Origin of the sequence: Hyphomicrobium facile (assembly GCF_900116175.1) — a bacterium.
Lineage (GTDB): Bacteria > Pseudomonadota > Alphaproteobacteria > Rhizobiales > Hyphomicrobiaceae > Hyphomicrobium_B > Hyphomicrobium_B facile.
Genome location: NZ_FPCH01000001.1, coordinates 877,547 through 890,042, shown reverse-complemented (window position 1 = coordinate 890,042; position 12,496 = coordinate 877,547). Strand labels below are relative to the sequence as shown.

General features: G+C 62.2%; 10 protein-coding genes. 3 read left to right on the top strand and 7 right to left on the bottom strand.

The features are described from left to right. Positions 1-136: 136 nt before the first annotated feature. Positions 137-937 carry an outer membrane protein gene (locus BM399_RS04315; protein WP_092864661.1) on the bottom strand — a complete coding sequence of 267 codons (801 nt, stop codon included), beginning with the start codon at positions 935-937 and terminating at the stop codon, positions 137-139. 252 nt (positions 938-1,189) lie between these two features. Beyond that, a complete protein-coding gene (gene glmM, locus BM399_RS04310; protein WP_092864658.1) occupies positions 1,190-2,539 on the bottom strand; it encodes a phosphoglucosamine mutase in 1,350 nt (449 codons plus the stop codon). Between the two features lie 351 nt (positions 2,540-2,890). Between glmM and BM399_RS04305 the strand changes: the two genes are divergently transcribed. From BM399_RS04305 to BM399_RS04295, 3 genes are read left to right on the top strand one after another with little or no spacing between them, the layout of a single operon-like run. Beyond that, positions 2,891-3,799 (top strand): ParA family protein, encoded by a 909-nt coding sequence (locus BM399_RS04305; protein WP_092864655.1) that lies wholly within the window; start codon positions 2,891-2,893, stop codon positions 3,797-3,799. 26 nt (positions 3,800-3,825) lie between these two features. Continuing rightward, entirely contained in the window at positions 3,826-4,350 is a 525-nt protein-coding gene (locus BM399_RS04300; RefSeq protein WP_092864652.1) for a hypothetical protein, read from the top strand. A 33-nt stretch (positions 4,351-4,383) separates the two neighbouring features. Continuing rightward, the gene (locus tag BM399_RS04295; protein ID WP_244531059.1) at positions 4,384-5,715 is read left to right on the top strand and encodes an APC family permease; all 1,332 of its coding nucleotides are present in this window, start codon (positions 4,384-4,386) and stop codon (positions 5,713-5,715) included. Positions 5,716-5,754: 39 nt separating this feature from the next. On the opposite strand, the gene folP is transcribed toward BM399_RS04295, so the two are convergent. The 5 genes from folP to BM399_RS04270 all read right to left on the bottom strand — a co-directional run bounded on the left by folP (position 5,755) and on the right by BM399_RS04270 (position 12,369). After that, complete coding sequence (gene folP, locus BM399_RS04290; protein WP_092864650.1) at positions 5,755-6,858, bottom strand: dihydropteroate synthase; 1,104 nt, start codon at positions 6,856-6,858, stop codon at positions 5,755-5,757. Between the two features lie 80 nt (positions 6,859-6,938). Then, positions 6,939-8,891, bottom strand: a complete 1,953-nt coding sequence (gene ftsH, locus BM399_RS04285) for an ATP-dependent zinc metalloprotease FtsH (protein ID WP_092864647.1) — start codon at positions 8,889-8,891, stop codon at positions 6,939-6,941. A 151-nt stretch (positions 8,892-9,042) separates the two neighbouring features. Beyond that, entirely contained in the window at positions 9,043-10,389 is a 1,347-nt protein-coding gene (gene tilS / locus BM399_RS04280) for a tRNA lysidine(34) synthetase TilS (RefSeq protein WP_092864644.1), read from the bottom strand. A 40-nt stretch (positions 10,390-10,429) separates the two neighbouring features. Then, entirely contained in the window at positions 10,430-11,395 is a 966-nt protein-coding gene (gene ybgF / locus BM399_RS04275; RefSeq protein ID WP_244531058.1) for a tol-pal system protein YbgF, read from the bottom strand. A 179-nt stretch (positions 11,396-11,574) separates the two neighbouring features. After that, positions 11,575-12,369: an OmpA family protein gene (locus tag BM399_RS04270; protein WP_092864638.1), complete on the bottom strand. Its 795-nt coding sequence runs from the start codon at positions 12,367-12,369 to the stop codon at positions 11,575-11,577. Between the last annotated feature and the right edge of the window lie 127 nt (positions 12,370-12,496).

Sequence of the window (12,496 nt, the reverse complement as noted above, 5' to 3'; positions counted from 1 at the left end):
TTCACGGGGGAGGACACGCAAACGCGAAACACGCACAACAAACCACACCTTTGGCATTCCGGGCGGAAACAGGCGCTACGCCCCTGTTTCCAATTCTTCTCGGGGGGCGCGCACGACAGGCGCCCCTGACAATTGCTCAGTTCAGGTCGTACCGAAGACCGACGCGAAGCTGGTGAGCGGTAATGTCCTTTAATTTTTCAGTAGACGTCACAGTGTCTGCATCGAACGAAGCCGTTTCCGCTTTGCCGAGGTAGAGGAAGCGATATCCAAAATCGAGGTAGAGCGCGTTGCCCGAGCTGACCGCGACCGGCTCGTCCTTCATGCCGCTGACGTAGGTCGTCTGACCGCCGCGGATGCGCCAGGAGACACCGGCCATTGCCGCTGCCGCGAAGTTATTGGTGGACTTTCCATCAAATTCGGTTGTGCAACCGCACTGCTCGAACGTCCCTGACGACGTCGAATTGTGCGCATAACCGATGCCGGCGCCGATGTACGGAATGAAGCGGCCACCACGGTTGAAATCGTAATAGAGGTTGGCCAGGACGACGGTGCTGCTCAAGTCGAACTTCGAATTGCCGACGAGGTTGCCCGGAGAATAATAAAGCGAGGACTCGGAGGTGGAATCGAAAATATGGTCGACCGTGATATCGCCACGGAAACCGCGTCCGAAATAGCGGCCGATGCCGCCGCCGACGCTCCACGCGCCGTCTTGGCTGGCGTTTCCGACCTCACGGCCGCTGAAGCTCACCGAAGGGGTCGTGAACCAGTTATATCCGCCGTCGGCCCGGATGTACCAGCCAGCCGACGCAGCCGGCATGGCCTCCATGATCGGAGCGTCCTTGAGACTGGTGCCGCCGAGGTCGGCAGCCGACGCACCCAGAGCACTGCCGAGAACGAGTGCCGCGCTGACAACGAGTACATTGCGCGTAAAAAGCATGTGTCTTCCCTTCTGGTGTCGGCTCGGCGCGCGAAGCGGCGGGCCGGTACTAAAACCCATGCCGAATATTACCAATAAGGTTTAAGGGGAGCTTAACCGGCGTCGAAATCTGACACGCCGGAGCACAAGCAAAAGTCCTAACGAGAAGTTAACATGATGCGCGCGCGGATGATCCTGCGCAGCCCGGCGCCACACGCCGAAGCGGTCCTGCCGCCGCGAATTGACCGCCGCTATTTGAAAGAAAAACCGAGCTTACGCCGCCGCTGCCGACTTAACCGCGTCGCAGATATCGCCGACGATGCTCGACACGATCTTCTCGTCGTCACCTTCCGCCATCACACGGATGACAGGCTCCGTGCCCGAAGGCCGAATGACGAGACGGCCATTCTCTCCGAGCTTCGCTTTCGCGCCCTCGATGGCCTTGACGACGCGCGTATCCTCGAGCGGACGCCCGCTGGCATAACGCACGTTTCGCAAAATCTGCGGCAGCGGCTGGAAGCGATTGCAGACTTCCGACACCGTCTTCCCCGTGGCGACGACACACGCCAGAACCTGCAGTGCAGAGACCAATCCGTCGCCCGTCGTCGTGAAATCGGAGAGCACGATGTGCCCCGATTGCTCGCCGCCGACATTGAACCCGTGCTTGCGCATATGCTCGGTGACGTAACGATCCCCGACCGGCGTCCGCGCGAGCGTCAACCCTATGGAGCGCAAATAGCGTTCGAGGCCGAGGTTGCTCATCACCGTCGCAACGATGCCGCCCGCCGTAAGCTTGCCCGTCCGGTGCCAGCTTTCCGCGATCACCGCCATGAGCTGATCGCCGTCGACGATCTCGCCCTTCTCGTCCACGATCACAACGCGGTCGGCGTCGCCGTCGAGCGCGATGCCGATGTCGGCGCGAAGCTCTTTCACCTTCTCGACGAGCGCCTTCGGCGACGTCGAACCGCAATTCAGATTTATGTTGCGGCCGTTAGGCTCGACGCCGATCTTGATGACCTCGGCGCCGAGTTCCCACAGCGCTTCCGGCGCGACCTTGTATCCGGCGCCATTCGCGCAATCGATGACGATGCGCAGACCCGCGAGGCGCAGCTGCTTCGGCATCGTGCGCTTGGCGAATTCGATATACCGCTCCTGCGCGCTCTCGACCCGCGTCGCCCGCCCGATGCGGTCGGCTTCAACAAGCATGGATTTGGAATCGGAATCGATCAGATCCTCGATCTGCTTTTCCATTTCGTCCGACAGCTTGTAGCCGTCCGGATCGAAGAGCTTGATCCCGTTGTCATTGGAAGGATTGTGGGAAGCCGACAGCATCACGCCGAGATCGGCACGCAGCGACCGGGTCAACATGGCGACGGCCGGCGTCGGCATCGGTCCGAGAAGGAACACGTCCATGCCCACGGACGTGAAACCCGACATGAGCGCCGCTTCCAGCATATAGCCGGAAAGCCGCGTGTCCTTGCCGATCACGACGCGGTGGCGATGTGTGCCCGAGCGGAACACGGTTCCGGCCGCCATCCCGACCTTCAACGCAATCTCCGATGTCATCGGATGCGTGTTGGCGAGACCGCGAATGCCGTCCGTCCCGAAATAGCGGCGTACCATGCTAACCTCCCGTCGTGCCGGACCGGCGATTGCGCGCAACTGGCCCAAGTCGACGATCCGAAAAAATATCGGCAAGCACTAGGCGATCGCCTGCGGCGTGCTTCGCCGTCCCCTTAGAGAGCATAGATGCCCGAGCAAACACTACCATTCCATTCCGTTGGTTGAATTGCCGCAAATTTTACACTGGATTCCACTGAGGGTTGCACAGGCGCATCCCATCGTTCCACATTGTGTGCTTTTGAGACCCGTGTTGGACCGGGTCATGGAATCGGCCCATAGGTCGGCTATTGATGTGGCGCGCGCTTCAGGGGCAATGTCATTTTAGCGAGCGCAATCTGAGAGGTATCGATAATGGCAGTCTTTCTAGCGGTCGCTAACCGCAAGGGCGGCGTCGGCAAATCCACTTGCTCGGTGATGCTGGCGCACGGGCTCGCCGTCTACGGTGGCAAGCGCGTCCTGCTGATCGACCTCGACTCTCAGTGCAACGCATCACTGATCCTGATGGGCGGCCAGGGCTGGAACGAAGCCCGCAAGGCCGGCAAGACCATCGCCGACTACTTCTACGACCTCTTCGACGGCATTCCCGCCAACGCTCGCGATTACGTCGCCAAGAACGTCGGCGATGTTTCCCTGGCGAACGGCAAACCGGCCCCGATTTCGCTCGTCCCCGGTTCGCTCCTCCTGGAGGACATCCAGGGCGAGCTCTACCTGAAGCAGGCAAGCCAGAGTAACGTGCCGGAAGTCGTCGCCAACCGCGTCCGCGGCCGCATGGAAAGCCTTATCCGCCGCTTCGAAGGCGACTATGACGTCGTCATTCTCGACTGCGCGCCGGGCCTCTCGTTTGCAGCGCTCGCGGCCCTCAAAACGGCCGACAAAGTCATCGTGCCGTTCCGGCCCGATTACGTCTCGCAGCTCGCCGTCGATCGCGTCGCCATGCTGATCGAGGACATGCGCAATCTCGACGACCTGGCCGCAATGCCGGCTGAGGACAGGCGTTACGTCTGCCTCGCAAACTACGTGCGCAACGACGACCGGGACTATATGATGATCGAGGAAATAAGCCTCGTGCATCCGGTGCTCGAGACATTCCTGCCGCAAAGGAATGGCATCGCCAATGCCTTCGACTACATCGGTCAGTTGCGAACGATCGACGTGAAGTATTCCGATGCCGCAGGCGACGTCAAAGAGCTTCATCAGGAAATCGCCCGCTTGGTCGAAACCGTAGCGGCGAAGAAGAAAGCCACGGTCTCTGTCTCTTAACTGCTGAAGGCGAGAAAACGTCGAACATGAGCAAAGGCAAACAGCTCTGGCCCGGCGACGAAATGGCGACGTTCTTTCGCGCCCACATCCGGCGTGAAACGGCGCTCGAGGGTGAAGCGGCCGAGCGGCTCGCGCTTGCGCTGACGAAAGCGGTAAATCGCATGCTGGTTCGGGAGATGCCCCCCGAACTTCCGCCGGAACTCTCGTCAGAGCTTCCCTCTGAACGTCCATCAGAAACTCTCGAAGAACCCGCCGTCGAGGCCCGGAAGACCAGGAAAGCCACAGCCCCGGCCGAAACGCAGGACCGCCACGACCGCGCCGAGAACTTCAATCCCTACCGCTTCTCCGCGCTTGTCACGCTCTCCAAGCATGGCCGCGAAGGACTGATGACGCGCCTTCAGGAAATCAAATCGGCGGAAAATCTCCGCGCCTTCGCCGAAGCGCAGCACGTTCCCGTCGAGCCGTCCGTGAAGCGGACCGACGACATCCGCAAGGCCATCATCGCAGGCGTCGAGCGTCGCCTTGCCGACCGCAAAGCCGCGGCAAGCTGATAAATCCCTCAAGAATAAAAAGGACGCGACGTGGTGGCCGAAGCGCCGACTGACGCAAAGCAGCCGAGCCTCCGCCGCTCCATTGGAACCACACAGCTGGCGCTCTATGCGCTCGGCAGCATGATCGGGTCCGGCATCTACGGCCTCATCGGCAAAGCGGCCGGCGAAGCTGGGTCTGCCGTCTGGCTGTCCTTTCTCGTCGCCCTCGTCGCGGCACTGCTGACATCGCTCTCCTATGCCTCGCTTGGCTCGCGCTACCCGCGCGCAGGCGGAGCCGCATACGTCACCGACCGCGCATTCCGCCGTCCAAGCCTCAGCTTCACCATCGGCCTCGCGCTTGTCGCATCCGGACTGACGTCGATCGCGACCCAGTCGAAGATCTTCGCGGCGATCCTCGCCGACATGGCGGGCATCGAAGCCTTGCCGCCGGCCGCCATCGCGGCGGGCTTTCTCCTGATCCTCAGCGGCATCGTCTTCCGCGGCATCCGCGAAAGCATGTGGGTCAACGTCGTCTGCACGCTGATGGAGGTATCGGGGCTCCTCCTCGTGATCGCGTCGGGCATGTCCTATTGGGGCACGGTCAGCTACTTCGAAACGCCGCCGGACCGCGCGGACTTCGGACTGCCTCTCATTGTGCTTCAGGCATCCGTGCTCACGTTCTTTGCCTTCATCGGCTTTGAAGATGCCGTCAACGTCGCCGAGGAATGCAGAGATCCCGCGCGCACGATCCCGCGAGGCCTCGTCATCGCGACGCTCGCCGCGGCGGTTCTCTATGTGGCTGTCTCGGTTACGGCCGTGTCGGTCTTGCCGTGGCAGGAACTCGCCGCAGCCCCCAGCCCACTGACGGCCGTCATGCAGCGCACCCTCCCCGATATGCCGGCCGGGCTGATGAGCTTCATCGCGCTCTTCTCAGTGGCGAACACGGCACTCGTCAACTACGTGACCGCATCCCGATTGATCTACGGCATGTCCGGACAGGGGCTTCTGCCGGGCTTCATGGGACGCGTGCACCAGACGCGAAGAACGCCCCACATCGCAATCTGGCTTCTCTTCGCATTGCTGCTGCTCCTGATCATGGTGGGAGACATCGCCGATCTCGCCGCCGCGACCGTCCTGCTGCTGCTCGTCGTGTTCATCTCCGTAAACGCGTCGCTCATCGTGTTGAAGCGCCGGCAAGGCGAAGCGCCGGGGCAATTCGAAATTCCCTTGATCCTGCCGATCGCCGGCATCGTCGTCTGTGCGGGGCTTCTCGTCACCCGCATGGCGAGCACCGATTGGCGCGCCCCGGCCGTCGCGGGCGCGCTACTCGCGGCAATCCTCGGCTTCTACCTCGTCCTTCGAATGATGAAGCTGACAGTCCGATAGCGAGAGGCGCCGCATTCGGCTGCCTCAGTTCAGGGCCGATCAGTCGAGCCCCTTCTCCGTACCCGCCGCGCAAGCGCGCCAAACTTCTATGGCCTGCTTCGTTTCCTTGACGTCGTGAACGCGCACGAACTGCACGCCGGCGGCAATGCCCGCGATGGCGCAAGCCAGCGACCCCGGCACCCGATCCTTCGCATCTTCCACATTGCAGAGCTGACCGATCATCTTCTTCCGGCTGACGCCGAGAAGCAGCGGAACGCCGAGGCCGTGATAGAGCGACAACCCCGCCATCACGGCGACGTTGTGATGAAGGTGCTTGCCGAAGCCTATGCCCGGATCGGCGACGATCTTCGCCTTGGGGATACCGGCAGCGACGCAGGCCTGAATGCGGCCTTCGAGATAATCGAACACATCGAGCACGACGTCATCGTACTGCGGATTTTCGTTCATCGTTTTCGGATCGCCCTGCGCATGCATGAGAACGATCGGCAGTCCGGTTTCGGCCGCAACCTCCAAGGCTTCTGGATCGTGCGTGAACGCCGAGACGTCATTGAGAATATCGGCGCCGGCTGCAGCCGCGCGCCGCATGACCTCGGCCTTCCGCGTATCGACCGAGATCACTGCATCGGTCTTGGCGCGCAGCCCTTCGACAACGGGAATGACCCGGCGCAATTCTTCATCGAGCGCGACCGTATCGGCATTCGGCCGCGTGCTCTCGCCGCCGATGTCGAGAATGTCTGCCCCCTCCTCGACGAGTCTTAGGCCCTGCGCGATCGCGGCCTCGGTCGTCGCGAACTGGCCGCCGTCCGAGAAGCTATCCGGCGTAACATTGACGATGCCCATGATGCGAGGGCGCTCGAGCGATAGCCCGGCGACCCGCGCACGAGGTTCCGATAGCTCTTGAAGGATGTCGGCTGCCGATAGCGCCTCGCGTCCCCAATCGCCGCTGAACGCGTCTCCGAGAATGACCTTCCGCCGTTTCGTTTCAGGCGAAGCACGCGTCAGGACGTCGAGCGCCGCGAACGAAAGCCGGGTCCCCGCGAGCGGCAAGCCCTTCCATTCCGGAACCTCGGCCTCATCGATCGCGCGCCGCGAACTCCGATCCCAGAAAATCGCACTAGGCTGCAGGTAGACTGATCGTTTCATTTCGATTGAATTCCACTCACGAAAAAGCGGCCGCGATACTATCGCGGCCGCCGGGAAATTTGAGGACCATCGTCCAACGATTACTGCGGCTGCGGTTCGGGCTCGATATCGATCCCGCCCTTGGGCTCGCCCCGTGGTCGCGGCGGCTGCCGGCCTGCAGACGGAACAGCCGAACCGGCCGGACCCTTGCTGCCGTCATCGTCCGACGGACGCACGATCTTTTCGCCACGCATGATCCCCTGGCACTCGTCGCCGTTGATCGTCTCGTATTCCATCAGCGCCTGAGCCATCGCCTCGAGTTCGGCCTTGTGCTGCGTCAGCACTTCCCAAGCGATCTTCTCGCCCGTCGTCACAATACGACGGGTTTCCTCGTCGATGAGCCGGGCTGTCTCTTCGCTCATGTTCTTCTGCTGCGTGATCGAATGACCGAGGAACACTTCCTGCTGGTTTTCCGAATAGAGCAGCGGCCCGAGCTTGTCGCTCATGCCCCACTCCGTCACCATCTTCTTGGCGATGTTCGTCGCCTGGCTGATGTCGCTCGAAGCACCCGTATTCAAATGCTCGCGGCCATAGATGATCTGCTCGGCGACACGGCCGCCGAAAGCCATCGCGATCTTGCCTTCGCACCACTGCTTCGAATAGCTGAGGCGATCCCGCTCCGGCAAACTCATCGTTACGCCCAGCGCCCGGCCACGCGGAATGATCGTCACCTTGTGCAGGGGATCGTTGCCCGGCACGACGAGATTGACGATGGCGTGGCCCGCCTCGTGATAGGCAGTCGCGAGTTTCTCTTCCTCGGTCATGGCCATCGTCTTGCGCTCGGCGCCCATCATGACCTTGTCTTTGGAATCCTCGAACTCCGCCTGCGTCACGAGCCGCTTGTTGCGCCGCGCGGCAAGCAGCGCCGCTTCGTTGACGAGGTTCGCGAGATCGGCGCCCGAGAACCCGGGGGTTCCGCGAGCAATGACCTTCGGATCGACGTCGGGAGCAAGCGGCACCTTCTTCATGTGAACGCGCAGAATTCTCTCGCGCCCGACCACATCCGGATTGGGAACGACGATCTGGCGGTCGAAACGGCCAGGCCTGAGCAACGCCGGATCAAGCACGTCGGGACGGTTCGTCGCCGCGATGATGATGATGCCTTCGTTGGCTTCGAAACCATCCATCTCGACGAGCAACTGGTTGAGCGTCTGTTCGCGCTCGTCGTTGCCGCCACCGAGACCGGCGCCGCGATGACGGCCGACGGCATCGATTTCGTCGATGAAGATGATGCAAGGCGCGTTCTTTTTCGCCTGCTCGAACATATCGCGCACGCGGCTCGCACCGACGCCGACGAACATTTCGACGAAGTCGGAGCCCGAGATCGTGAAGAACGGCACATTGGCTTCGCCGGCAACGGCGCGCGCGATCAACGTCTTACCGGTGCCGGGAGGACCGACCAGCAAGCAGCCGCGGGGAATGCGGCCGCCAAGCCGCTGGAATTTCTGCGGGTCGCGAAGGAACTCGACGATCTCCTCGAGATCGGCTTTCGCTTCGTCGACGCCAGCAACGTCCTCGAAGGTGACGCGGCCGTGCCGCTCCGTCAGGAGCTTCGCGCGAGACTTGCCGAAGCCCATTGCTCGGCCGGAGCCCGACTGCATCTGGCGCATGAAGAAGATCCACACGCCGATGAGCAGCAGCATCGGAAACCAGCTCAGAAGAATGCTTGTTATCGACTGCACTTCATCCTCGGCAGGCCGCGCTTTGAACTTCACACCCTTCTCGCGCAGGCGGGTCACGAGGTTCGGGTCTTCCGGAGCGTAAGTCGAGAACGCCGCATCGCTCGAGCTTGCGTCTTTTTTCGTTCCGGTGATGCGGTTGCCCGCGATCACGGCTTCCGACACGTTACCCTTATCGACGGCGTCTAGAAATTCCGAATACTGAATTTCGTTCGACCGGCGGGCCGTGCTCGGGTTGCTGACCAGATTGTAGAGTGCCAGCAATAGGACGAACAACGCCGCCCAGATCGCAAGTTTCTGATAATTCGGGTTCATTGGTTTCCTTGATGGCGCCGTCGGCACCAAAATGGCGCGTGCTCGGTGGCACTGCTGCCCCCAAAGTGAGAGCTTAACATAGGTGGCGGCCCATCTCCGCACAAGTTGTGCGTTTACTCAGGTTCCCACGCGCTACAATACGTCCAAATCCTTAAAATGTACCCGCTGCCAAGGGGGTAAGATTAAATTCGGCGGGGTCGAGCGGCTCGGCTCCCACCAGGGCAAAAGGCGCCAGTGAGGGCGCTGCAACGAATTGTTCTCCCGCCCAAAATGACGGGAGCGCCGCCGACGCGCGCGCGGGCGGCAGCTGGCGGCCGCGAAGCCGCGGCAGGATTGCCCGGTACGCGGCCAGCCCCAATGGTTTGACGGTAATGACAGAGCCCTGCGACCCTCGGTCCCCAGTTTCCGCAGACCAGCGCAGCACAAATCGACTGTCCCAAACTCGGACGGCGCCCGGCCGAAGTTCGATCGCAGTCTGATCGAGGCGGCCAGCCTCCCGCCAGATGCGAATGAACCGCGGCCCCCCCGAGATCATCGCGCCACCTAGTGTTGCAGCAGCCTTCCCGTCCCGTTGCAGGTGCGCCGCCAGGGCCTCGATTTCAGATAGCCTCGGCTCGGGACTATCGCCTCCATAGCGAGCGATGAGGCCCGCCAGCACCTTCTGCCGGAGGTAGGCCGGACCATCGTCGAAGGCTCGCCGGTCGAGCGTCGCGAAGATCTCATTGCCGAACGAAAGCGCAAGCGACGCAATAAAACGCTCCTCGGCATAGACGAGTGCATCGCGAGCGTCGCCAAGGCGGCGCGCCGATGTGGCAAGCGCTTGCGGCGACAGTCCTGCATCGTGGAAATTGGACAACGCCGAACGTACGCGCGTGCGCTCGAAGCGGTCATCGGCGTTCGTCGGGTCTTCGACATAGGCAATGCCGCGCGCGGCGACGGTCGCGACGAGACGCGCTTTTCCAAATCCGAGCAGAGGCCGCGCCAGAATAACCGGAGACGTCTCGGCGATAAGCCTTTCGGTCCGCATGCCTGAAAGGCCATCGATTCCCGCGCCGCGCTGCAGCCGCATGGCAAACGTTTCGGCCTGATCATCGAGATGATGAGCCGTCGCAACCGCAACGCTGCCAGCAGCGAATCCGCGCGCGTGTTCATCCAGAAGACGATAGCGCGCTTCCCGCGCGGCCATCGGCACGCCCGTTTGCGGCTTCACGTCTTCCCAGGTCAAAACGGTATGCGGCAAATCCAGGCGTCGGGCAGCCGCGCCGACCTGTTCGGCCTCGAAACGCGCCTCGGACCGAAGACCATGATCGACGGTCGCAACGGAGATGGACGGCGCCGGCGATTTCGAGCGTGCCCGCCATTCCGCCGCGAGAACCATTAGCGCCATGCTGTCCGGACCGCCGGACACGGCAAGCACGATGTGGCCGAAGCGCGCCAGCCGCTCGAACGCGGCGTCCGCTTCAGCATCGGTGACCGGCAACTGCGAGCCTCGTGTCACGGATATTCAGCTCGGCGGAGAATTCGCGCCCGCCGCTCCTTTATTGGCAGCCGATCCGCTGCCGCTCACTCTGCGCGCGCGACTTCACGTTTTGCGGCGCTGTCGGAAATTTTGATGCGAGCTCGGAAAAAGACGAGCACGCCGCATCTTTTTGTCCAAGCCGGTCGAGCGACATTGCGAGCTTCAAGAGACTGTCAGGCGCCTTCCCGCTTTGCGAATACGTCTGATAGCCCTTCAGGAAGGAGCCCGCCGCCGCCTTGTATTGGCCGCGGACGAAATAAGTTTCGCCGAGCCAGTATTGCGCGTTTCCCGAAAGCGAGTCGTTCGGAAACTTCTTCAAAAAATCGCCGAATGCCGTTTCCGCGGAGCCATAATCGCGCTGAAGCAAATAGCCATACGCCGTCTCGTAAAGCTGCTTCGGATCGCCGCTCGTCTCGCTAGCGGCAGGCAAGGCGGCCGTCGCGACTGGCGCCGGCAATCCACCAACGCCACCGCCGTGGTCGGGCTCGGCCGCTTGTCCATGGCTGTCGAGTAGTCCGCCGATGGCATCGTTGCCGGATGAAACCGTTGTCGATCCGAAGCCATCGACGGTCGCGTCCGCATGATCGGTCGCGCCGGTCTCAGTGCCGCCTTGAATTTCCGAACGGCGCGGTACGCCGCCCATGCTGCGAACCTGATCCGAGAGCTGCTGCACTTGCGCCGAGAGCGCACGAACCTGCGTCTCTAGTCCTTCGATCCGCGCCGGGTCCGCGGAAACGGCCCCGCCGGACGAAGGGAATGGCGCAGCGGTCGAGCCGCCGCCTTTGGCAAGCGATTCCAAAGTTCCGACGACGACCTGCATATCAACGAGTTGCTCTTCGAGAGCTTGAACCCGGGCCTTGAGCCCGGCATCGCCGGAAGAAGCAGCAGCAGTTGCCGCCGCACCGCTTTTCGGCGGGCGCGCGTCGCTCGTTTGCGCCAGCGCTGGAACAACCGTTAGGGCGAACGCCAGCGCTACGATTTGCAATCGCAAGCCACTCCGAAGGATCCCCGCAAGCTTGGCCATTCCCGGCTCTACCCCTAATGTTCGATCGAATGTTAAATCGCTAACGCTGCATGACGCGACGTCCGGAGAAGCTTACCCCAGCACCGTCTGCACCTCCACCTACGCCGGGTCGCAGGACCCATCAACTGGGGAGCGAGGACTCACTGCGAAACCGAATCGGCCGGATCCGCCCGCCGAACGCTTACCGGGCTGACCGAACCTTTCCCGGACGAAGCTGACATTGCTGACTTCGGCCAGCTTCCGTCGAAATGCCATTCCTTGATGAAGACCTCGGCATTCCGGTTCTGCGCCTGACACATCGGACCATCGCAGACAGCCAAACGATCGGCGTCGCCCGCCGCCTTAACCTCGATGCGAGCTTCCGCGATTCCGCCCTCGATAAGCCGGTCACGCACCACCTGGGCACGTTGCAGCGAGAGAATTTCTGTCGCGCTCCGCCCGCCACCGTCGTCGGCCCGGCCAATCACCACGACAGTGAGATCGGGACGAGCCGTCAGCCAGCGTGCCTGACGCTCGATTATGTTGCGCGCTCGCCCGCCCAGGATCGCGCTATTCTCGGCGAAGAACACGCGATCTCCGACATCGAGAAGAAACGCGCGCCGGAACTCGGCCGCCCGCTCGGCGATCCCCGCCTTGATCGCTGCACGTTCTTCCGGAGTGCTCTCGCCGCGATCGAGCGCGGCCAACGCACGCTTTGCCCTTGCCGCTTCGACCGATCCGGGAAAATCGCTGATCACGCGAGCCAGGAGACGGCGGCCCGATTCTTCCGCGTGATCGGAAAGAGCATCCAGCCCGTCTTCGACGAGTTCCGCGGCCGTTTCGCTGTCCGCAGCCTGATCCTGAGCAAACACGCGAGGTGCAACGAGCACAGCCATCAGGCCAAGCACCACACAGAGAACGCCCACCGAAACGTTGGAAGTCCGCAAATTCAACATCGAATACCGGCGCCGCACCAAAGAAAGCCTCGGGCGCGGTTATGGGAGTCCAATTAGGCCAAACTTTGCTGAAACCGCGTTACTCGAAAGCTCTGTGGGAGTGTGGCTCAATTGAGCCAACTCCGGA

What these genes read in the sequence shown, in the direction of transcription:
- BM399_RS04315 (WP_092864661.1), bottom strand. Translation starts at nt 937, where the DNA reads ATGCTTTTTACGCGCAATGTACTCGTTGTCAGCGCGGCACTCGTTCTC.
- BM399_RS04270 (WP_092864638.1), bottom strand. Translation starts at nt 12,369, where the DNA reads ATGTTGAATTTGCGGACTTCCAACGTTTCGGTGGGCGTTCTCTGTGTG.
- ftsH (WP_092864647.1), bottom strand. Translation starts at nt 8,891, where the DNA reads ATGAACCCGAATTATCAGAAACTTGCGATCTGGGCGGCGTTGTTCGTC.
- BM399_RS04300 (WP_092864652.1), top strand. Translation starts at nt 3,826, where the DNA reads ATGAGCAAAGGCAAACAGCTCTGGCCCGGCGACGAAATGGCGACGTTC.
- folP (WP_092864650.1), bottom strand. Translation starts at nt 6,858, where the DNA reads ATGAAACGATCAGTCTACCTGCAGCCTAGTGCGATTTTCTGGGATCGG.
- glmM (WP_092864658.1), bottom strand. Translation starts at nt 2,539, where the DNA reads ATGGTACGCCGCTATTTCGGGACGGACGGCATTCGCGGTCTCGCCAAC.
- BM399_RS04305 (WP_092864655.1), top strand. Translation starts at nt 2,891, where the DNA reads ATGGCAGTCTTTCTAGCGGTCGCTAACCGCAAGGGCGGCGTCGGCAAA.